The organism is Streptomyces sp. NPDC001222, from assembly GCF_042896945.1.
In the GTDB taxonomy this organism is placed as follows: domain Bacteria; phylum Actinomycetota; class Actinomycetes; order Streptomycetales; family Streptomycetaceae; genus Streptomyces; species Streptomyces gibsoniae.
Genome location: NZ_JBIAXT010000035.1, coordinates 17,095 through 36,960, shown reverse-complemented (window position 1 = coordinate 36,960; position 19,866 = coordinate 17,095). Strand labels below are relative to the sequence as shown.

Below are 19,866 nucleotides of genomic sequence, written 5' to 3'. Positions count from 1 at the left end.
CGCTGGATGCGTGGCAGTCGTCGATGTATCCGAAGAGCTCAAGTCCCTCTCCTCGACCATGGAGTCGATCGAGGCCGTTCTGGACCTCGAAAAGATGAGGGCAGACATCGCCGTGCTCGAGGAGCAGGCGGCCGAGCCGTCCCTCTGGGACAACCCGGACGAGGCGCAGAAGATCACCAGCAAGCTCTCCCACCTCCAGGCCGAGGTGCGGAAGGCCGAGGCCCTGCGCGGCCGGATCGACGACCTCGGTGTGCTCTTCGAGCTCGCCGAGGCCGAGGCCGACGCGGACACCCGGGCCGAGGCCGAGGCCGAGCTCACCGACGTCCGCAGGGCGCTGGACGAGATGGAGGTCCGGACGCTCCTGAGCGGTGAGTACGACGCCCGGGAGGCGCTGGTCAACATCCGCGCCGAGGCCGGCGGCGTCGACGCGGCCGACTTCGCCGAGCGGCTCCAGCGCATGTACCTGCGCTGGGCGGAGCGGCACGGGTACAAGACGGAGATCTACGAGACGTCGTACGCGGAAGAGGCGGGGATCAAGTCCACGACCCTCGCCGTCCAGGCGCCGTACGCCTACGGCACCCTCTCCGTCGAGCAGGGCACCCACCGGCTGGTCCGTATCTCCCCCTTCGACAACCAGGGCCGCCGGCAGACCTCCTTCGCCGGTGTCGAGGTCCTTCCGGTCGTCGAGCAGTCCGACCACGTGGAGATCGACGAGTCCGACCTCCGGGTCGACGTGTTCCGCTCCTCCGGCCCCGGCGGCCAGGGCGTCAACACCACCGACTCCGCCGTGCGGATCACGCACCTGCCCACCGGCATCGTGGTCACCTGCCAGAACGAGCGGTCCCAGATCCAGAACCGCGCCTCCGCGATGAACGTCCTGCAGGCCAAGCTCCTCGAGCGACGCCGGCAGGAGGAGCAGGCCAAGATGGACGCCCTCAAGGGCGACGGTGGCAACTCCTGGGGCAACCAGATGCGTTCGTACGTCCTGCACCCGTACCAGATGGTCAAGGACCTGCGCACCAACTACGAAATGGGCAACCCCGAGGCCGTGTTCAACGGTGAGATCGACGGGTTCATCGAGGCCGGCATTCGCTGGCGCAAGCAGCAGGAGAAGTAACCCCGGCAGCGCGCGGCGACACCGCTGCCGCAAGCAGCGCTTTGTCGACAAGGCAACTGCCCCCGAACAGGGGGCAGTTGCCTTTTCTGTCGCTCGATGTCTGGGTTTTGCATCACACTTACAACTCAACCACTCCCGCAAAAGACGCCTTAGCGGACATCGCGTGCGCAACGACCTTGACGTTGCTTTGAAAAGTCGGAAGGGTAACGGGCGGCATGCGTATCCAAGGGGCGCATGTGAACCGGGGGGCTCAGCACAGTCGTCCCCGACGCCGTGGCCCCGTGCGCTGCTCCATTGACGATGAGCTACTGGGGGTAGCAGCGAGATGACCAAGAAGACGCGGATCCGCCTGGCGCGGATAGCCGCAGGCGCCGTGATCGCCGCGGGTGCGTCGTTGACCGCAGCGGGTGCCGCCTCGGCAGCCGGTGTCGGCTTCGGCGTGAACGCCGGCGGCGACGGCCTGGCTGTCAACGTCGCTGTCGACGGCGACGGCCCGACGCCCACCGACACCGGAATCCCGACGGACCCGGAGACGCCGCCGACCGACCCGGGCACGCCGACGGACCCGGGCACGCCCACCGACCCGGGCACGCCCACCGACCCCGGGACGCCCACCACGAGCGCCCCGACCGACGACCCGACCCAGCCCACCGACAACCCGACCGAGCCGACGGACAACCCGACGCACGGCAACGGCGGCGGCAACGGGAACGGCAACGGGAACGGTGGCGGCGACAACACCAACCCCGACGGCGGCAGCGGCCCGGTCGAGCAGGGCAAGGGTTCCTCCGGTCTGACCGACACCGGTGCGGACTCCGCGAAGTCCGACACCTCCGCCCAGGGCGGCGGCAAGCAGCTGGCCGAGACGGGTGCGGGTCAGACCGCGTTCCTGCTGGTCGGCGCCGCCACGATGATCGCCGGCGGCATCGGCTTCCGTGTGCTGCCGCGCCTCATGGGCGGCCGCGGCCAGGCCGCCGCCTGACGCACACCGCGACGCCATGAGGGGGCCGGGGCCCGGTCGGCGGGCATCCGAGCCACGGATACCCGATCCGAGGGCTCCCGGCTCCTGAGGCGCCTGCCCGCTCCACTCCCTCCAGGAGTGTGAGAACGGCGAGAAACACGTGAGAAGGGCCCGGGACGTCATCCGTCCCGGGCCCTTCTTCGTAGGTCGTACGTCCGTATGCGCGCGTCCACTCCGATGTGACCGTCGTCTCCCGACCGCCATGACACGCTCCGGGGTCCCGCGTGGGGCGGCGCGCCACGCGCCGGTCCCGTGCGCCTGCCCGCGCGCCGTGCGGCCGTGCCGGGGCCGCGTCGTGCGCTACGCCGTCTGGTGCGCCAGCAGCGCCACGGCCGCGATCAGTACGGCCAGGAGCGCGATCAGTGCCGCCGGATTCAGCCCTGACCAGGGGCTCTCCTGCTGGAGTCGCTCACGGCTCGCCCGGCAGACGGGGCAGCGACCCTCATTCACGGGCGCCGCGCAGTTCGCGCACACCAATCGGTCGTACGTCATGCGCCTCGCCCTCCTTGTGCCGCTTTCACGTACACAACGTCTCCGGGAACGCAACCGTTCCCCACTCCACTGTGCCAGGTTCCGCGAGTCGCTGCGCGGGGTCCGCCGGCCAAGCCTCCGGCGGCAGAGGCGGCAAGGCGCTCCAGCGGAAGGGACAAAACGCGCAACTCTTCTGCAACCCCTCCCGGCGACTGCGCTCGCGCACCGGGTTCGCGTATGGTCACGCTCACCTACCCCCAACGGCCCGTGGTGCATCCGTGATCCGATTCGACAATGTCTCCAAGGTCTACCCCAAGCAGAACCACCCTGCCCTCCGGGATGTCTCCCTGGAGGTGGAGAAGGGCGAGTTCGTCTTCCTCGTGGGGTCCTCCGGCTCCGGAAAGTCCACCTTCCTGCGGCTGATCCTCCGCGAGGAGCGGTGCAGCACCGGACAGGTGCACGTTCTGGGCAAGGACCTCGCCCGCGTCTCCAACTGGAAGGTGCCGCAGATCCGGCGCCAGCTGGGGACGGTGTTCCAGGACTTCCGCCTGCTGCCGAACAAGACGGTCGCCGAGAACGTGGCCTTCGCGCAGGAGGTGATCGGCAAGTCGCGCGGCGAGATCCGCAAGTCCGTGCCCCAGGTGCTCGACCTCGTCGGGCTCGGCGGCAAGGAGGACCGGATGCCCGGCGAGCTGTCCGGTGGTGAGCAGCAGCGCGTCGCCATCGCGCGGGCCTTCGTGAACCGGCCCAAGCTGCTCATCTGCGACGAGCCCACCGGCAACCTCGACCCGCAGACCTCCGTCGGCATCATGAAGCTGCTCGACCGGATCAACCGGACGGGCACGACCGTGGTGATGGCGACCCACGACCAGAACATCGTGGACCAGATGCGCAAGCGCGTCATCGAGCTGGAGAAGGGCCGCCTCGTCCGCGACCAGGCGCGCGGCGTCTACGGCTACCAGCACTGAGTTCCACGGAAAGGCTTGAGCAGACGCCATGCGCGCCCAGTTCGTTCTGTCGGAGATCGGTGTCGGTCTCCGCCGCAATCTGACGATGACCTTCGCGGTGATCGTCTCGGTCGCCCTCTCCCTGGCCCTCTTCGGTGGCTCACTCCTCATGAGCGACCAGGTGACCCAGATGAAGGGCTACTGGTACGACAAGGTCAACGTCTCGATCTTCCTGTGCAACAAGAGCGACGCGGAGTCCGACCCCAACTGCTCCAAGGGCGCGGTCACCGAGGAGCAGAAGAAGCAGATCCTCACCGACCTCGACAAGATGACGTCCGTGGTCCAGAAGGTGACCTACGAGTCCCAGGACGAGGCCTACAAGCACTACAAGGAGCAGTTCGGCGACTCCCCCCTGGCCAGTTCGCTGACCCCGGACCAGATGCAGGAGTCGTACCGCATCAAGCTGAAGAACCCCGAGCAGTACCAGGTCATCGCGAGCGCCTTCAACGGCCGCGACGGCGTGCAGTCGGTGCAGGACCAGAAGGGCATCCTCGACAACCTCTTCGGCCTGCTGAACGGCATGAACTGGGCCGCCCGAGCGGTGATGGCGATGATGCTGATCGTCGCGCTGATGCTGATCGTCAACACGGTGCGTGTCTCCGCGTTCAGCCGTCGTCGTGAGACCGGCATCATGCGCCTGGTCGGCGCCTCCGGTTTCTACATCCAGGCGCCGTTCATCATGGAGGCCGCGGTCGCCGGGCTCATCGGCGGCACGCTGGCGTGCGGGTTCCTCCTGGTCGCGCGCTACTTCATCATCGACCACGGCCTGGACCTGTCCCACAAGCTGAACCTCATCAACTTCATCGGCTGGGACGCCGTCCTGACCAAGCTCCCCCTGATACTCGCCACCAGCCTTCTGATGCCGGCGCTGGCCGCGTTCTTCGCGTTGCGCAAGTACCTGAAGGTGTGACGCACGCCAACAGGGCCGTACGGGCAACCGTCCGTGCGGCCCTTTGCGTTGTCCTAGACTCACCCGCATGTCCGGCCGTGACCTGTTCTGTCAGCCCCGCCGCGTTCGCCACGGGGCGGCTCTGACGTTGGTCTTCGCGAGTGTCCTCGTGGCCGGTGCCGCGACGGGCTCGTTCGGCGAGACCGTCCGGAAGACCCCTGACGCCGAGGCCGCGGTCCCCGCGGGCCACAGCGACGCCGTCACCGAGGCGGCCGAACGGGCCGTGGCCGACGGCAAGTCGCCCATGGAGGCAGCCGAGCGCGCCGTCAGCCGCAGCGGCGACCGCTGGAGCGCCGTCTACTCCCAGGGCGAGTACCAGGAGTTCCAGGAGGCCCTCGACGGCCAGTACACGGGCGTCGGACTGTCGGCCCGGCGCGAGCGCGACGGCCGGATCGAGGTGACCGACGTACAGCCCGGCTCGCCCGCGGCCGCCGCCGGGATCCGCAGCGGTGACCGGCTGCGCAGCGTCGACGGCGAGGACGTCGACGGCAGGCCCGTCACCGAGGTCGTCTCCTTACTCCGCGGCGACTCCGACGGCACCGACGGCGCGGCCGCCGGCAGCCGGGTCAGAGTCGGCCTGGAGCGCGGCACGCGCACGTGGAGCGAGGAACTGCGCCGGGCCCGGCTGTCCACCGACTCGGTGACCGTGCGCCGGCTCGCCGGGGGCGTCACCCTGATCAGGATCGCGTCCTTCACCAAGGGCTCCGGCGACCTCGTGCGCAACGCCGTCGACCACGCCCCGGTGGGCGGCGGGATCGTCCTCGACCTGCGCGGCAACTCCGGCGGCCTGGTCACCGAAGCTGTCACCGCCGCCTCCGCCTTCCTCGACGGCGGACTCGTGGCGACGTACGACGTCCACGGCGACCAGCGGGCCCTGCACGCCGAACCGGGTGGCGACACCACCAGACCCCTGGTCGCGCTCGTCGACGGCGGCACGATGAGCGCGGCCGAGCTGCTCACCGGTGCCCTCCAGGACCGCGGTCGCGCGGTCGTCGTGGGCACCCGCACCTTCGGCAAGGGCTCGATCCAGATGCCGAGCCGACTGCCCGACGGCTCCGTGGCGGAGCTGACCGTCGGGCACTACCGCACCCCCGCGGGCCACAAGGTCGACGGCCGGGGCATCACCCCGGACCTGGAGGCCGGGGACGAGGTGCTCGAACGGGCCGAGACCGTGCTCAGCGGCCTGGGCGACGCTTCGTAGCGACGCGCGCCACCCTCCGTAATCGGCTTCCCTTCACACCCCCCTGTAGTGCGAAAATGGACGGCACTATGGCAAAGGAAAAAGGGCGCAAGCTGATCGCGCAGAACAAGAAGGCGCGGCACGACTACCACATCCTCGACACGTACGAGGCAGGCCTCGTCCTGACCGGGACCGAGGTCAAGTCGCTGCGCCAGGGGCGGGCCTCGCTGGTCGACGGCTTCGTGCAGCTGGACGCGCACGAGGCGTGGCTGCACAACGTCCATGTCCCGGAGTACAGCCAGGGCACCTGGACGAACCACAGCGCGCGCCGCAAGCGGAAGCTGCTGCTGCACCGGGTCGAGATCGACAAGCTGGAGTCCAAGTCCCAGGAGACGGGTCACACGATCGTGCCCCTCGCCCTGTACTTCAAGGACGGCCGGGCCAAGATCGAGATCGCGCTGGCGAGGGGTAAGAAGGAGTACGACAAGCGGCAGACGCTCCGCGAGAAGCAGGACCGCCGCGAGGCCGACCGGGCGATGTCCGCGGTACGGCGCCGGCAGCGGGCCTGAGCGGCCCTGGCAGCGGGTGAGCGGCCCCGGCGACGGGCGGCCTGAGTTGCCCTGGCGGGGAATGATCCGGCGCCCGGCACCGTTGAACCAGGTACCACGACGGGATGACCGCCGGGAATACGCTGGCATCGAGGCACGTTGGTCACGTACGATGCTGCCTGCACCGCGTGCCGGTGTGAGCATTGAAAAATCAACATGGGGATGATCGGTTTCGACAGCGGCTGTCGAAGCAGGGGAAGCGTGTCGAGGAAGCGGCCATGATCTCGTAAACCACAGGCCGAAAACAATAATCGCCAACACCAAGCGCGATTCCTTCGCCCTCGCTGCCTAAGTAGCGACTTGCGAAGTGTCAGCCCGGGGCTGTTCCCGACCCGGATCCTGGCATCAGCTAGGGGACTAAACCTTGATCCCGGTCACGGGGTGAAGAGGGAAATCTAACAGTGACTGAGCCCGTCGGAGACTTGTTCGCGTGATCTCCGGGGCCGAGAAAAGCGAAGCGAACTGCACACGGAGAAGCCCTGATTCCGCACCGTTGGACGCGGGTTCGATTCCCGCCATCTCCACTTACCCCATGTAGGCAAGGCCCTGCTGCTTTCGAGCGGCGGGGCCTTCGTCGTTCCCGTACGTACAGCGGGGCGGAATTCGGCCAATGTCGCGTGCCACTGGCCACCCTCGCGGCCCGGCAGACGTACAGCGTCACCGGTATGGGGCACGGCCAGCCCGTCGACCCCGGCAGCGGGACCGAGCAGTGCGGGACGGCCGGTGCCTACCTCCTCGACGTGAACCTGTGCGCCGCGTACCGGCTCGGGCGGGCCTGGGGGCTCGGCTGAGCCGGTAACGGACTACTGGGCGGTGATCCGCAGCTCGAACCAGACGGTCTTGCCGATGCCGGCGGCACGAGGTTCCGCGCCCCACTTCTCCGCCAGCGCCGCCACCAGGGCCAGGCCCCGGCCGGACTCGTCGTCCGGCGCGGCCTGGCGGGGCGTGGGCAGCGTGTCGTTCGCGTCCGTCACAGAGACGCGGAGGCGGTCGGCCTCCAGGACGCAGCGGGCCCGGATCTCGCGGCCGGGGGAGACCCTGGCGTGGCGGTAGGCGTTCGTCATCAGCTCGCTGAGCAGGAGCACCGCCGCTTCCGTCACCTCGTCGGGGAGTTTCCAGGATGCGGCCTGATCACGGAGGAGGGCGCGGGCCCGGGCCACGCTGCGGGCGTGGCGGGGCAGGCGCCACTCGATGTCCTTCGGGAGCGCGGAAGGGGACGGGCGGGAAGCGGGGCCCGCGGGAGGCGTCGGCATGCGTGCAGGGTTCCTTGCGTGTGATTCTCCGTCGTTTGCCGTGATCAGGCTGGTGGCTGCTGCCTAGCCTCGGGAGTGGCGGAACGGGTACGCGGCGTGGCTGTACCCGGCGTGGCAGCGGGAGGCGGGTGGGTGCGCGTGGCTTCGGGGGAGTCCCAGCAGGCGCAGCAGAACTGGCGGTACTGCGGTGGTCAGGTCAAGTTGTGGCGGGAGGAGGCGGGCGTCAGCCGTCAGTCACTGGCCGACGAGGCCGGCTACGACTACGAGTACGTCAAGTCGATGGAGTGCGGGAGGCGACGCCCGACGCTGAGGCTGTTACAGGTGGCGGATCAGATGTGCGGGGCGCGGGGCAAGTTGGTCGCGGCTCATGAGTACCTGAAGCCGGAGAGGTTCCGCTCGTATGCAGAGGACTACGTGCGGTACGAAGCCGACGCGATCTCCTTGGGCTCCTATCAGCCCCTCCACATTCCGGGTCTCCTGCAGACAGAGGAGACCATGCGGGCGTTGCTCAACGCGTACCTGCCCCCGCTCGATGACGAGACGATCGATGAGCGGGTCGCAGGGCGGCTGGAGCGCCAAGCACTGCTGAACAAGCGCACCCGGGCGTTCAGTTTCGTCATCGGGGAGGCGGCGCTGAGGAACCCGGTCGGCGGCGCCGGAGTGCACAAGCGGCAGTTACTCCGGCTGTCGGAGGCGGGCGATGCGCGCAACGTGACGATCCAGGTGCTGCTGTTCGTGGGCGCGGGTCCCGGTGTGGATGGCCCGTTCGTGCTGATGGAAACCGCCGAGCACGAGTCGCTGGTCTATGAAGAGGGGCACGAGACGGGAAGGCTGTATGCAGACGCCGATAAGGTCAGCGCCATCGTTCAGAGGCATGCCATGATCCTCCGGCAGGCTCTCAGCCCTGACGAGTCGGCGCGGTTCATCGCGAAGTTGGTGGAGGAGCTGTGAGCACCGAGTTGGTCTGGTTCAAGTCCAGCTACAGCAACAGCGGTGGCGGCGAATGTGTCGAAGTCGCCCACGCCTCATGCGACTCCAGCCACAGCATCCGCCGCACCGTCCACGTCCGCGACTCGAAACTCGGCGCTCGCAGCCCCCGCTTCACCGTCCCCCCGGACGCCTGGAGCGCGTTCCTCGCGTACGCCTCCTTCGACGTCTGACTTCCGGACTCGGCCCGCCCACCTGCCCGCAGCTCCCTCTGCGGGCGCGTCAAGAACGAGCGCGTGCAGCGGTGGACATGCCTGCCGCCCACCGGTGGCCCGCGGCGATCAGCAGGGCAACTCCCGCCGCGGCGGCCGGCACAGTGAAACCGGCCGTCGGTGACAGGTGCTCCGCCGCCCAGCCGCCCGTGGCTGAGCCGCAGGCCACACCTCCCAGCAGGGCGGTGACCGCGAGGGTCATGCCTTCGTTCAGGCGGCCCTTCGGCGTGCGCTGCTGGACCAGGGACATCGCGGTGACCATCGTGGGCGCGGTGGCCATGCCCGCGAGGAGCAGGGCAGGGGCGAGGGCGGCGAGGGAGTCGGTGATGCGGGCCGCGAGCAGGGGCCCCGACATGAGGGCGGCCATGACCGCCAGGCACCACAGATAGCGGCGCTCGGGAGGCCCCGCGGGCCGCCGTGTGCCGTAGAGCAGGCCGGCCGCGCACGATCCCGCGGCCTGGAGCGCGAGGACCGGACCGGCGAGCCCCTTGTGGCCCTGGGCGTCCGCGAACGCGATGGTGACGACCTCCATCGATCCGAACACCGCGCCGGTGGCGAGCAGACCGAGGAGGAGCGGGGGCATGCCCGGGCTGCGGAAAGGGGCCTGGGCCGGGAGGTCCCGGCTCGGCGGCGGTTCCGTGGCGCGCTGTGCCGTGAACACCAGCATGCCTGTGAGCAGCAGGATCCCGCCGATCAGGGTCCCGGCCTCAGGGAAGAGCCGGGTGCACAGGAGGACGGCGAGCACCGGGCCGAGCATGAAGCACAGCTCGTCGGCCGCCTGTTCGAAGGAGTTCGCGGTGTGCAGGGCGACCGGGTCGTCATGGAGGAGGTGGGCCCAGCGGGCGCGCGACAGACCGCCGATATTGGGGGTCGTGGCGGTGGCGGCGTAGGCGGCGCACAAGGCCCAGCCCGGGGCGTCGTAGTGCACGCAGAGCAGCAGGGCCACACCGCCGAGCAAGGCGAACGCGGTCGCGGGCACCGCGATCCGCGCCTGGCCGTGGCGGTCGATCAGCCGCGCCACCCAGGGGCCGGCCACGGCCGTCGCCGCGAGGCCGGTCGCGGTGACGGCGCCGGCGAGGGCGTACGAGCCCCGGGCGCCCGCGATCATGATGACCGCGCTCACGCTGAACATGCCGATGGGAAGCCGGGCCATGAGGTTCCCGATCGTGAAGGCGCGGGCGCCGGGCACGGTGAACAGACGGCGGTAGGGGTTGCCGGGCCGGGCGGCGAGGGTGGGCGACGGTTGAGGCATGCAACCACCGTCGCGCGGCCCCTGACCTGCGGTCCAACACTTACTCCGTGGCCATTCACGCACCTGGGTTGTAGGTTCTGCGGATGCCCGTCCCCACCGTCGACCCCCGCCTGCTGCGCGCCTTTCTCGCCGTCGCCGAGGAACTGCACTTCACGCGCGCCGCGACCCGTCTGTATGTCGCCCAGCAGGCGCTCAGCCGCGACATCCGGCGACTGGAACGGGAGTTGGGCGCCGAGCTGTTCCTCCGCACCACCCGGCAGGTGTCCCTGACCCCGGACGGTGCCCGCCTGCTGCCGTACGCACGCCGGGTGCTGGAGGCGCACGGCGCGCTGCTCGCCGCGTTCGGGCGGGACGGTGAGTCCGACCGGCCCCTGCTGGTGGACGTCAACAGCCCGGGGCTGATCGGCGTGCGCGTTCTCGACCGGGCCCGTGAACTGGTCCCGGACGTCGAGCTGATGACGCGTTATGAGAGCGGTCTGACGGGGGCCGCCGGTGAGATCCTCGCCGGGCGCCTCGACGCGTCGTTCGGGCGGTTCGCCGGGCTGGACCCGGCGGTCCGGGCACGGCTCGAACAGCAGCCCGTGCGCTACGAGCGGATGGCGATCATCCTGCCCGAGAGCCACAGGCGGGCACCCCTGGCCGAGGTCCCGCTGTCGGCACTGGCCGGGGAGACCGTCTACGCGGGCGCCGGGAACCCCCGGACACCGGAGTGGACCGACCTCGCGCGCCGCCTGTTCGAGGACCGGGGCATCGACATCGCACCGCCCGCCCCGCTGGCCGTCGGGAAGGACGAGTTCCAGCGGATCATGGCGAAGCGGGGGCATCCGATCCTGGCGGTGACGGACTTCCCGCCCATGCCGCGCACGGTCCTGCGGCCGCTGGTCGACCCGGTGCCGCTGTCCCCCGTGTCGCTGGTGTGGCGCAAGGACACGATCCACCCCGGGATCGACGCGCTGCGCCGGGCGGCGGCCGAGACCGGTGCCGCCGAGGGGTGGCTGCGGCGGCTCCCCGGGGCCTGGATCCCCGCCGCCGACGCGGAGGTCATGGAGACCGGACCGGGGCGGGCCGAGCGGTAGTGCGCCCCGGTCGTGGGCCGGCCACCCGGGGCGCACGAGGGCATGTCGCGAAAGTCCCGCCTGCCTCGCGACGCCATGCACGCCCCCCTTCGCAACACGCCCTGGCGGTGACGGCGCGCGGCAGGCCCCTCACCGCGCCGTTCCCCGTCCCGTGAGAGCAACGTTCCCTCGCGGTCACTCGCGGGCACAGTGCGGAAACGCTGTCTTCCTACCTTCAGGACCCACGACACCCGGGCACCGGAGAACCGTGGAGGCGTCATGACAGCCCCGAGCACAGCCCCCGCCCCGAGCAGGGGAGGCCGCTGGATCGAGCACTGGGATCCGGAGGACGAGACCTTCTGGCAGAGGACCGGCCGGCGCGTGGCCCGGCGCAACCTCGTCCTCTCCGTCCTCTCCGAGCACGTCGGGTTCTCGGTCTGGACCCTGTGGTCCGTGCTCGTCCTGTTCATGGGCCCCGAGTACGGGCTCACCCCCGCCGACAAGTTCCTGCTCACCTCGGTGGTCACGCTCGTCGGGGCGGTCGTCCGGGTGCCCTACACCTTCGCCGTCGCCGTCTTCGGCGGGCGGAACTGGACGATCGTCTCGGCCTGTTCCCTGCTCGTCCCGACGATCGCCGCGCTCGTGGTCATGAAACCGGGCACGTCCTTCTCCACCTTCCTGTGGGTCGGACTGCTCGCCGGGATCGGCGGCGGCAACTTCGCCTCCTCCATGACCAACATCAACGCCTTCTTCCCGCTGCGGAGGAAGGGATGGGCCCTCGGGATCAACGCCGGCGGCGGCAACATCGGCGTGCCCGTCATCCAGCTCGTGGCCCTCGCCGTCATCGGGGCGCACGGCGGGCCCCGGGTGCTGCTCGCCCTCTACATCCCGCTCATCGTCGTCGCCGCCGTCCTCGCCGCGCTCTTCATGGACAACATCGCGTCCGTCAGGAACGACACCGGCGCCGCGAAGGACGCCGCCAAGGAGGCGCACACCTGGATCATGGCCTTCCTCTACGTCGGCACCTTCGGCTCCTTCATCGGCTACAGCTTCGCCTTCGGACAGGTGCTGCAGAGCCAGTTCGGGCGGACCCCGCTCCAGGCGGCGTACCTCACCTTCGTGGGCCCGCTCCTCGGCTCCCTCATCCGTCCCGTCGGCGGATGGCTGGCCGACCGCTACAGCGGCGCGAGGATCACCCTGTGGAACTTCGTCGCCATGGCCGGCGCGACCGCGGTCCTGGTCGTCGCCGGGACGCAGAAGTCGCTGCCGCTGTTCGTGGCCGCGTTCGTGGTGCTGTTCGTGCTCAGCGGGCTCGGCAACGGGTCGACGTACAAGATGATCCCAGGGATCTTCCAGGCCAAGGCCCTCGCGAAGGGGCTGAGGGGCGAGGAGGCCGCGGCGTACGGGCGACGGTTGTCCGGGGCCGCCATGGGGCTCATCGGCGCGGTGGGCGCGCTCGGCGGCGTCGGCATCAACCTCGCCTTCCGGCAGTCCTTCCTCTCCTACGGCTCCGGCACGGGCGCCTGCGTCGCCTTCCTCGCCTTCTACGGCGTGGCCTTCGTGGTCACCTGGGCCGTATACCTCCGCCGCCCGGCCGGCCAGGCCCGGGCCGAAGCCGCCGCGTCGGAGGCGAAGCACCGGCTCGGCTATGCGGAGGTGTGACGTAACACCGGTGACATGAAGCCGAACCGAGCCTGTCATGCGCCGTTGACAGGCTCGATAGGCACAGAGGTACGGCGCGTACGACCGGTATGCCGACTTTAGTGCGGGACGAGAGCGATGTACGACGAACAGCAGCGACCAGAACACGGCCCGCTCGCGGGTTTCACCGTGGGTGTGACGGCCGCGCGGCGGGCCGACGAGCTGGGCGCCCTGCTCCAGCGACGCGGCGCGAACGTGCTGCACGGGCCCGCCCTGCGGATCGTGCCGCTCTCCGACGACGGTGAACTGCTCGCGACCACCAAGGAGTTGATCGGCCGGCCGCCGGATCTCGTGGTGGCCACCACCGCGATCGGCTTCCGCGGCTGGATCGAGGCCGCCGACGGCTGGGGGCTCGGCGAGGCGCTGGTGACCGGGCTGCGCGGGGTGCGGCTGCTCGCGCGCGGCCCCAAGGTGAAGGGCGCGATCAGGGCGGCCGGGCTGACCGAGGAGTGGTCGCCCACCTCCGAGTCCCTGGCCGAGGTGCTCGACCGGCTCCTGGAGGAGGGCGTCGAGGGCCGCCGGGTCGCCGTCCAGCTGCACGGCGAGCCGCTGCCCGGCTTCGTGGAGGCGCTGCGCGCCGGGGGCGCCGAGGTCGTCGGGGTGCCGGTGTACCGGTGGATGCCGCCGGAGGACATCGCACCGCTGGACCGGCTGCTGGACGCGGCCGTCGCCCGCGGTCTGGACGCCCTCACCTTCACCAGCGCGCCCGCTGCCGCGTCCGTGCTCTCCCGCGCCGAGGAGCGGGGGCTGCTGCCCGGGCTGCTGGCCGCGTTCCACCACGATGTGCTGCCCGCCTGCGTCGGACCCGTCACCGGGCTGCCGCTCCAGGCCCACGGCGTCGACACGGTCCAGCCGGAACGCTTCCGGCTCGGCCCGCTCGTCCAGCTGCTGTGCCGTGAACTGCCCGCCCGCGCCCGTACGCTGCCCGTCGCCGGTCACCAGATGGAGATCCGCGGCCACGCCGTGCTGGTGGACGGAACGCTGCGGCCCGTACCGCCCGCCGGGATGTCCCTGTTGCGCGCGCTGTCCCGGCGCCCCGGCTGGGTGGTCTCCCGGGCCGAACTGCTCCGGGCCCTGCCGGGTTCCGGAAGCGACGAGCACGCGGTGGAGACGGCGATGGCCCGGCTGCGCACGGCCCTGGGCTCCCCGAAACTGATCCAGACGGTGGTCAAACGCGGTTACCGCCTGGCGCTGGACCCCGCGGCGGACTCCAAGTACGCCGGACCGTGAGATGACGACGGCGGCTGTGCTCTTCCTGGTGTGGTCCAGCGCTCCGGGCGGAACGCGCGCGTGCTGTCCCCTGCTGCCGCCGCCGGATCCGACGCCTGGGCGGTGCCGGCCTGGCTCGTCCCGGTGGTCAACCTGTGGGTGCCGCGGCGGCTCCTCCTCGACGTGCGGCGCGCCGGCGACGGCGCGAGCGGGACGGCTCCCCGCGAAGGCCTGGTGAACGCCTGGTGGGCGGCATGGGCCGGGCACGGTGTGGTCGCGGCGGGGTTCTTGACGGGGGAGGGTGACCGCCTGGCCCTTCTGGTGGTCAGGCAGGGGCTGTTGGTGGTCGCGGCCGCCCTGGTGATCTGTGTGATCCAACGACCACGGCACTGCAGAGCGCCGGCTTCCCGGCGGTGTCACCGGCCGAACCGCTCACCCGGACCTGAGCCGCATCGACGCCAGGAGCCTTCCCCGGGGCAGGTGCGGGCGAGCACTGTAGGGGGTACGAACGAGGGTACGAACCCTGGGTGCTCCCGCGCGGACGCGCCCCCTGGCGGACCTCACCGGCCGTCGCTCGCGGCGGCGGCTCCAAGGCGGTGACAGGCACATGGCATCCGGCACGGCCACGGCCCCGTACGAGCTGCGGTTCGACTCCGGGCGGATCTGTCTGGATCTGCTGACGACGACGCATCCCGAGGAACGGCTCGACTCGGTCGAGAGGTTGCGGGCCTGGATCACCGGTGCCGGGCTGGTGCCCGTGGGCACCCCGCTCGCGGGGGTGGACGCGGGATGGCTGAGGGACTTCCGGGAACTACGGCTCCACCTCGGCGTGTTGGTGCGCGGGGAACTGGACGGGCAGCCCGCGGAAGGGGCGTTGGCGCGAGTGAACGCCGTGGCGCGACAGGCACCGCCCGTGCTGTGCGCGGTCCGCGCGGAGGGCGGCGTACTGGTGCGGCGGCTGCGCGCGCTGCCGGGCTCCGGGGAGCTGCTGGCCGTGGTGGCCCGGGAGGCGATCGAGCTGCTGACGGACCCCGGCGCCCGGGCGAGCCTGCGGCAGTGCGAGGGGGACAACTGCCCCATCGTCTACCTGGACACCTCCCGCGGCCGGCGCCGCCGTTGGTGCTCCAGCGAGGTCTGCGGCAACCGGGAGCGGGTGGCCCGCCACCGCCGCCGGGCCGCTCTCGCGCGGGCGTAGCGGGCATAGCGGCACGGTCGAGGAACGCGGGCCGAAAGCGGGTTCTCAGCGGTAAATGGGGGGATTCGCAGAACTCGTGGAAAACGGGCGACTCACCGCAAACAGTGGCTGAAAGTGACCGTTGAAGCGGCCGACCTCGACAATTCCTCCATCAAAGTCAAGCCAAATTTTCACAGGGTGGGCGGGCGATACCCGGAAGTGAAGCTTCCGCATGCTGTGACCTGGGTCTCCTGGGCGTGGCGACCGTATGTCCAGTTGAGGGAGAAATGGGTGCCCGCAAACAGGGCTCCGCACACCTCGTCCAAGAAATTTTCCCTTTCACTTTGAACACGGAGGCCTCTGCCTGCGTACCCGGATATGAGCGACCGACTGGGGGAACCCCCGGACACCGGAGGTAGGCGTGCGCAAGGATTCCGCCGTGGCTGATGAACGAAGGCCAAGGGCCCGACATCGCATGACCTCGTCCTCGGCGTCTTCCTCGACCGAGCCGGACGAGGAGTTGATGCGCGCCCTGTACAGGGAACACGCAGGACCCCTGCTCGCCTATGTGCTCCGGCTGGTCGCGGGCGACCGGCAGCGAGCCGAGGACGTCGTGCAGGAGACACTCATCCGTGCCTGGAAGAACGCCGGCCAGCTCAATCGAGCGACCGGTTCGGTACGCCCCTGGCTGGTGACGGTCGCCCGGCGCATCGTCATCGACGGCCACCGCAGCCGGCAGGCCCGGCCGCAGGAGGTCGACCCGTCGCCGCTGGAGGTCATCCCCGCGGAGGACGAGATCGACAAGGCGTTGTGGCTGATGACACTGTCGGACGCGCTGGACGACCTGACCCCGGCACACAGGGAGGTCCTGGTCGAAACGTACTTCAAAGGGCGTACGGTCAATGAGGCGGCCGAAACGCTCGGCATCCCCAGTGGAACGGTGCGCTCCAGGGTGTTCTACGCCCTGCGTTCCATGAAGCTGGCACTGGAGGAGCGGGGGGTGACGGCATGAGCAACCTGTACGGGGGGTTCGGCACTGGCGGCCCAGGGGCCGTAAGAGGTCCCCAGGGTCCACAGGGAGAGGGCGACATCCACGAGACCGTAGGTGCCTACGCCCTCGGGATACTGGACGACGCCGAGGCGACGGCCTTCGAGGCCCATCTCGCCACCTGCGACTGGTGCGCCCAGCAGCTGGACGAGCTCGCGGGCATGGAGCCGATGCTGGCCGCACTCGCGGACCTGCCCGGCAGTCAGGGCAGCCCCGCCATCGGGGAGTCCCTGTCCGCGAAGCCCAGTCCACGGCTGGTGGAGCGACTGGTGGACGAGGTGTCCGAGCGGCGCGCCCAGAAGCGCCGCCGCGGTTTCTACCTCGTGGCGGCCGCGGCAGCGCTGATCATCGGCGGCCCGCTCACCGTGATGGCGGTGAACGGCGGCGACAGCGGCACCGTCCAGGACCCGATGGCCATGGGCCCCGCCCAGCAGGCCTTCCAGGTCATGAAGGACAAGCACGCGGCGACCGACCCGAGCACCAAGGTCAACGCCGTGGTCGCGCTGGAGCCCAGGGACTGGGGCACCCACGCCGTGCTTCAGCTGAAGAACGTCAAGGGTCCGCTCAAGTGCTCCCTGATCGCGGTCGGCAAGAACGGCGAGCGCGAGACGGTCACGTCCTGGTCCGTCCCCGAGCGGGGCTACGGCATCATGAACGCCAAGTCCCAGGAGGCGATGAAACCGCTGTACGTGCACGGTGGTGCCGCCTTCACGCCGAACCAGATCGACCACTTCGAGGTCATGACGTTCGACGGAAAGCGGCTGGTGGAGGTGAACGCGTAGGCGTTCGCGCAGCTGCCTGAGCATTTCCCGCGGCGTACGGTCGAGCATGCCGCGGGCCGACGTGTGCAAGGGGTCCGTAGCAGGTCCGTAGCCTCTGCGGGCCCCTTTCGCGTACGGTGGACGGCTGCCCAGCACGTCAGAAGGGGGCCCGGTGGCCGCTCAGGTTCAGCAGGAAACGGCGCTCGGTCCGGCCGGCAAGTCCGCGCACGACTCGGTCCGCGACCAGGAGATCAACGCCGAACAGGAACACCTGGACCGGGTGTACCGGCGTCTCGAGGAGAAGATCCACGAGGCGGAGTTCCTGATGAACGACGCCGCCCAGCGCGGCCACGTCGGCACGCCCGGCGCGCTGGCCGAGCGGGACGCCCAGGTGTTCCGGGCGGGCATCCACCTCAACCGGCTCAACAACGAGTTCGAGGACTTCCTCTTCGGCCGGATCGACCTGCTGCTCGGCAAGGACGGCAAGAAGGGACCGGACGGCGCGTACACGGCCGTCGAGCCGGCCGAGGGCGCGGTCCGCCCCGACAACACCGCCGACATCGCCGAGACCCTGTACATCGGCCGTCTCGGCGTCCTCGACGAGGAGTACGCGCCCCTGGTCATCGACTGGCGGGCACCGGCCGCCGCCCCCTTCTACCGGTCCACCCCGGTCGACCCCGGGCGGGTCGTGCGCCGCCGGGTCATCCGCTCCAAGGGCCGCCGGGTGCTCGGCGTCGAGGACGACCTGATGCGCCCCGAGCTGAAGGCGACCCTCGACGGCCACGAGCTGCCGGTGATCGGCGACGGCGCCCTGATGGCGGCCCTCGGCCAGGCCCGCACCCACACCATGCGGGACATCGTGGCGTCCATCCAGGCCGAGCAGGACCTGGTGATCCGCGCCCCCGCCGCCTCCGTGACCCACGTCGAGGGCGGCCCCGGCACCGGCAAGACCGCCGTCGCCCTGCACCGGGCCGCATACCTGCTCTACCAGGACCGGCGCAGATACGCGGGCGGCATTCTGATCGTCTCGCCCACCCCGCTGCTGGTCGCGTACACCGAGGGCGTGCTGCCCTCGCTCGGCGAGGAGGGCCAGGTCGCCATCCGCGCCATCGGCTCCCTGGTCGACGGCGTGGAGGCCACGCTGTACGACTCCCCGTCCCTGGCCCGCGCCAAGGGCTCGTACCGCATGCTCAAGGTGCTCAGGAAGGCCGCCCGCGGGGCCCTGGAACGCAACGGCGCGCCGGCCCGGCTGCGCGTCGTCGCCTTCGGGCGCCGCCTCGAACTGGAGGCCGAGGAGCTGGAGCGGATCCGGCACAACGCCCTCAGCGGCAGCGCCCCGGTGAACCTGCTCCGGCCGCGCGCCCGCAAGCTCCTGCTGGACGCCCTGTACGCACAGTCCGGCGCCGCGACCCGGCACGCCGACCCCGAGCTGGCCGCCGAGCTGCGCTCCTCCTTCGACGAGGACGTCTCCGACGAGGACTCCTTCCTGGAGTTCCTGGACGCCTGGTGGCCCGAGCTGACCCCCCGGGCCGTGCTGGACGCGATGGCCGACGAGAGGAAGCTGGGCCGCTGGGCCCGGCGCATCCTCAACCCCGGCGAGGTGCGCAGGGTCGCGCGCTCCCTGAGGCGGGACGGGCTGTCCGTGCACGACGTGGCGATGCTGGACGAGCTGGAGGCCATCCTCGGTCTGCCGGCCCGCCCGAAGAAGAAGCGCGAGCTGGACCCGCTCGATCAGCTCACCGGGCTGGAGGAGCTGATGCCGGTTCGCGAGGAGTCCCAGCGTGAGCGCGCCGAGCGGCTCGCCCGGGAGCGGGTCGAGTACGCGCACGTGATCGTCGACGAGGCCCAGGACCTGACGCCGATGCAGTGGCGGATGGTCGGGCGGCGCGGCCGGCACGCCACCTGGACCGTGGTCGGCGACCCGGCCCAGTCGTCCTGGTCCGACCCGGACGAGGCGGCCGAGGCCCGGGACGAGGCCCTGGGCACCCGGCCCCGGCGCCGCTTCACGCTCACGGTCAACTACCGCAACCCGGCGGAGATCGCCGATCTGGCGTCCAAGGTGCTCGCGCTGGCGATGCCGGGTTCGCAGGCGCCCTCGGCGGTCCGCTCCACCGGCGTCGAGCCGCGCTTCGCCGTCGTCCGCGACTCCCTGGCGGCGACCGTCCGCGCGGAGGCGGAGCGCCTGCTCGGCCTGGTCGACGGCACGGTCGGCGTGGTCGTCGCCATGAACCGGCGCGAGGAGGCGGCCCGCTGGCTGGACGGGCTCGGTGACCGGGTGGTGGCGCTCGGCAGCCTGGAGGCCAAGGGGCTGGAGTACGACGCGACGGTCGTCGTCACGCCCGCGGAGATCGCCGACGAGAGCCCCGCGGGTCTGCGGGTGCTGTACGTGGCGCTGACCCGGGCGACCCAGCAGCTGACGGTGGTCTCGGGCGAGCGGGACGAGCCGGACGCGGCCGGGGTGCCCGACCTGCTTCGCGACTGAGCCGTACGGGGGCCGCGCCTGCGCCGTCCGGGAGCGCGGCCCACTCGTACGGAAGATGAACTCTCCGCAGGGGAATGGCCTTGCGGGATCTGTTTGTTAGCCTTGGTGTGGCACCGGCCCGATCCAAGCCCCCGGGCCCAACCTTAGTCGCTTCGAGCGACCACTTGCCGCGAGGCGAGCATGGCGGGTCGGTGTCACTGAACGCAGGGGAGGCCCTCGTCACGACGTGACGAGGGCCTCTTTCCTTGTCCGCGAAGTGCCTGCCGACTTCCGTGTTTCGGAAAGCGCCTTCCGAATTCAGTCCCTTAGTGGGAACAAAACGTACGCAATCCAGGGCGACTACCACGTACTCAGGGGTAGGTGCGACGATCGGACGGCA

Annotated in this window: 20 protein-coding genes and 1 other RNA gene; 18 read left to right on the top strand and 3 right to left on the bottom strand. The window is 70.6% G+C overall.

Annotated features, from left to right (window positions below; genetic code table 11):
- The first annotated feature begins 10 nt into the window (after positions 1-10).
- Positions 11-1,117 carry a peptide chain release factor 2 gene (prfB, locus tag ACFY2Z_RS33850; RefSeq protein WP_390747874.1) on the top strand — a complete coding sequence of 369 codons (1,107 nt, stop codon included), beginning with the start codon at positions 11-13 and terminating at the stop codon, positions 1,115-1,117.
- A 325-nt stretch (positions 1,118-1,442) separates the two neighbouring features.
- Positions 1,443-2,099, top strand: a complete 657-nt coding sequence (locus ACFY2Z_RS33845) for a hypothetical protein (protein WP_390747873.1) — start codon at positions 1,443-1,445, stop codon at positions 2,097-2,099.
- Between the two features lie 339 nt (positions 2,100-2,438).
- Here ACFY2Z_RS33845 and ACFY2Z_RS33840 read toward each other — a convergent pair whose 3' ends face one another.
- Positions 2,439-2,630 carry a hypothetical protein gene (locus ACFY2Z_RS33840; protein WP_355904482.1) on the bottom strand — a complete coding sequence of 64 codons (192 nt, stop codon included), beginning with the start codon at positions 2,628-2,630 and terminating at the stop codon, positions 2,439-2,441.
- A 257-nt stretch (positions 2,631-2,887) separates the two neighbouring features.
- Between ACFY2Z_RS33840 and ftsE the strand changes: the two genes are divergently transcribed.
- The 6 genes from ftsE (at position 2,888) to ACFY2Z_RS33810 (ending at position 7,144) form a co-directional block, all read left to right on the top strand.
- Positions 2,888-3,577, top strand: coding sequence for a cell division ATP-binding protein FtsE (gene ftsE, locus ACFY2Z_RS33835; RefSeq protein WP_311692274.1), 690 nt, complete (start codon positions 2,888-2,890; stop codon positions 3,575-3,577).
- A 28-nt stretch (positions 3,578-3,605) separates the two neighbouring features.
- Positions 3,606-4,526 carry a permease-like cell division protein FtsX gene (gene ftsX, locus ACFY2Z_RS33830; protein ID WP_390747872.1) on the top strand — a complete coding sequence of 307 codons (921 nt, stop codon included), beginning with the start codon at positions 3,606-3,608 and terminating at the stop codon, positions 4,524-4,526.
- Positions 4,527-4,593: 67 nt separating this feature from the next.
- Complete coding sequence (locus ACFY2Z_RS33825) at positions 4,594-5,766, top strand: S41 family peptidase (RefSeq protein ID WP_390747871.1); 1,173 nt, start codon at positions 4,594-4,596, stop codon at positions 5,764-5,766.
- 68 nt (positions 5,767-5,834) lie between these two features.
- Positions 5,835-6,314, top strand: a complete 480-nt coding sequence (gene smpB / locus ACFY2Z_RS33820) for an SsrA-binding protein SmpB (RefSeq protein ID WP_311692279.1) — start codon at positions 5,835-5,837, stop codon at positions 6,312-6,314.
- Positions 6,315-6,511: 197 nt separating this feature from the next.
- Positions 6,512-6,880, top strand: a transfer-messenger RNA (tmRNA) gene (ssrA, locus tag ACFY2Z_RS33815).
- Between the two features lie 90 nt (positions 6,881-6,970).
- Positions 6,971-7,144, top strand: a complete 174-nt coding sequence (locus tag ACFY2Z_RS33810) for a hypothetical protein (protein ID WP_390747870.1) — start codon at positions 6,971-6,973, stop codon at positions 7,142-7,144.
- A 12-nt stretch (positions 7,145-7,156) separates the two neighbouring features.
- Here the strand turns inward: ACFY2Z_RS33810 and ACFY2Z_RS33805 are convergent, their stop codons facing one another.
- Positions 7,157-7,606, bottom strand: a complete 450-nt coding sequence (locus ACFY2Z_RS33805; protein WP_390747869.1) for an ATP-binding protein — start codon at positions 7,604-7,606, stop codon at positions 7,157-7,159.
- A gap of 132 nt (positions 7,607-7,738) precedes the next feature.
- Between ACFY2Z_RS33805 and ACFY2Z_RS33800 the strand changes: the two genes are divergently transcribed.
- Positions 7,739-8,557 (top strand): helix-turn-helix domain-containing protein, encoded by an 819-nt coding sequence (locus ACFY2Z_RS33800; RefSeq protein ID WP_390747868.1) that lies wholly within the window; start codon positions 7,739-7,741, stop codon positions 8,555-8,557.
- The gene (locus tag ACFY2Z_RS33795; protein ID WP_390747867.1) at positions 8,554-8,766 is read left to right on the top strand and encodes a DUF397 domain-containing protein; all 213 of its coding nucleotides are present in this window, start codon (positions 8,554-8,556) and stop codon (positions 8,764-8,766) included. The genes ACFY2Z_RS33800 and ACFY2Z_RS33795 overlap by 4 nt, the downstream gene beginning before the upstream one ends.
- Before the next feature lie 49 nt (positions 8,767-8,815).
- On the opposite strand, the gene ACFY2Z_RS33790 is transcribed toward ACFY2Z_RS33795, so the two are convergent.
- A complete protein-coding gene (locus ACFY2Z_RS33790) occupies positions 8,816-10,057 on the bottom strand; it encodes an MFS transporter (protein WP_390747866.1) in 1,242 nt (413 codons plus the stop codon).
- Between the two features lie 83 nt (positions 10,058-10,140).
- Here ACFY2Z_RS33790 and ACFY2Z_RS33785 point away from each other — a divergent pair, with 83 nt between their 5' ends.
- From ACFY2Z_RS33785 to ACFY2Z_RS33750, 8 genes are all read left to right on the top strand, one after another.
- A complete protein-coding gene (locus ACFY2Z_RS33785; protein WP_390747865.1) occupies positions 10,141-11,133 on the top strand; it encodes a LysR family transcriptional regulator in 993 nt (330 codons plus the stop codon).
- 258 nt (positions 11,134-11,391) lie between these two features.
- Positions 11,392-12,774: a nitrate/nitrite transporter gene (locus tag ACFY2Z_RS33780; protein ID WP_390747864.1), complete on the top strand. Its 1,383-nt coding sequence runs from the start codon at positions 11,392-11,394 to the stop codon at positions 12,772-12,774.
- 117 nt (positions 12,775-12,891) lie between these two features.
- Positions 12,892-14,043, top strand: coding sequence for a uroporphyrinogen-III synthase (locus ACFY2Z_RS33775; RefSeq protein ID WP_390747863.1), 1,152 nt, complete (start codon positions 12,892-12,894; stop codon positions 14,041-14,043).
- A 30-nt stretch (positions 14,044-14,073) separates the two neighbouring features.
- Positions 14,074-14,622, top strand: a complete 549-nt coding sequence (locus tag ACFY2Z_RS33770) for a DUF4328 domain-containing protein (RefSeq protein WP_390747862.1) — start codon at positions 14,074-14,076, stop codon at positions 14,620-14,622.
- Between the two features lie 7 nt (positions 14,623-14,629).
- Positions 14,630-15,217: a CGNR zinc finger domain-containing protein gene (locus tag ACFY2Z_RS33765; RefSeq protein ID WP_390747861.1), complete on the top strand. Its 588-nt coding sequence runs from the start codon at positions 14,630-14,632 to the stop codon at positions 15,215-15,217.
- A 454-nt stretch (positions 15,218-15,671) separates the two neighbouring features.
- Positions 15,672-16,208 (top strand): sigma-70 family RNA polymerase sigma factor, encoded by a 537-nt coding sequence (locus ACFY2Z_RS33760; RefSeq protein ID WP_234517176.1) that lies wholly within the window; start codon positions 15,672-15,674, stop codon positions 16,206-16,208.
- Entirely contained in the window at positions 16,205-17,026 is an 822-nt protein-coding gene (locus ACFY2Z_RS33755; protein ID WP_390747860.1) for a zf-HC2 domain-containing protein, read from the top strand. The genes ACFY2Z_RS33760 and ACFY2Z_RS33755 overlap by 4 nt, the downstream gene beginning before the upstream one ends.
- A 151-nt stretch (positions 17,027-17,177) precedes the next feature.
- Positions 17,178-19,487 (top strand): HelD family protein, encoded by a 2,310-nt coding sequence (locus tag ACFY2Z_RS33750; RefSeq protein ID WP_390747859.1) that lies wholly within the window; start codon positions 17,178-17,180, stop codon positions 19,485-19,487.
- The last annotated feature ends 379 nt before the right edge of the window (positions 19,488-19,866 follow it).

What these genes read in the sequence shown, in the direction of transcription:
- ACFY2Z_RS33755 (WP_390747860.1), top strand. Translation starts at nt 16,205, where the DNA reads ATGAGCAACCTGTACGGGGGGTTCGGCACTGGCGGCCCAGGGGCCGTA.
- ACFY2Z_RS33845 (WP_390747873.1), top strand. Translation starts at nt 1,443, where the DNA reads ATGACCAAGAAGACGCGGATCCGCCTGGCGCGGATAGCCGCAGGCGCC.
- ACFY2Z_RS33785 (WP_390747865.1), top strand. Translation starts at nt 10,141, where the DNA reads ATGCCCGTCCCCACCGTCGACCCCCGCCTGCTGCGCGCCTTTCTCGCC.
- ACFY2Z_RS33775 (WP_390747863.1), top strand. Translation starts at nt 12,892, where the DNA reads ATGTACGACGAACAGCAGCGACCAGAACACGGCCCGCTCGCGGGTTTC.
- ACFY2Z_RS33840 (WP_355904482.1), bottom strand. Translation starts at nt 2,630, where the DNA reads ATGACGTACGACCGATTGGTGTGCGCGAACTGCGCGGCGCCCGTGAAT.
- ACFY2Z_RS33760 (WP_234517176.1), top strand. Translation starts at nt 15,672, where the DNA reads ATGACCTCGTCCTCGGCGTCTTCCTCGACCGAGCCGGACGAGGAGTTG.
- ACFY2Z_RS33765 (WP_390747861.1), top strand. Translation starts at nt 14,630, where the DNA reads ATGGCATCCGGCACGGCCACGGCCCCGTACGAGCTGCGGTTCGACTCC.
- ACFY2Z_RS33825 (WP_390747871.1), top strand. Translation starts at nt 4,594, where the DNA reads ATGTCCGGCCGTGACCTGTTCTGTCAGCCCCGCCGCGTTCGCCACGGG.
- ACFY2Z_RS33805 (WP_390747869.1), bottom strand. Translation starts at nt 7,606, where the DNA reads ATGCCGACGCCTCCCGCGGGCCCCGCTTCCCGCCCGTCCCCTTCCGCG.
- ftsX (WP_390747872.1), top strand. Translation starts at nt 3,606, where the DNA reads ATGCGCGCCCAGTTCGTTCTGTCGGAGATCGGTGTCGGTCTCCGCCGC.
- smpB (WP_311692279.1), top strand. Translation starts at nt 5,835, where the DNA reads ATGGCAAAGGAAAAAGGGCGCAAGCTGATCGCGCAGAACAAGAAGGCG.
- ACFY2Z_RS33790 (WP_390747866.1), bottom strand. Translation starts at nt 10,057, where the DNA reads ATGCCTCAACCGTCGCCCACCCTCGCCGCCCGGCCCGGCAACCCCTAC.
- ACFY2Z_RS33780 (WP_390747864.1), top strand. Translation starts at nt 11,392, where the DNA reads ATGACAGCCCCGAGCACAGCCCCCGCCCCGAGCAGGGGAGGCCGCTGG.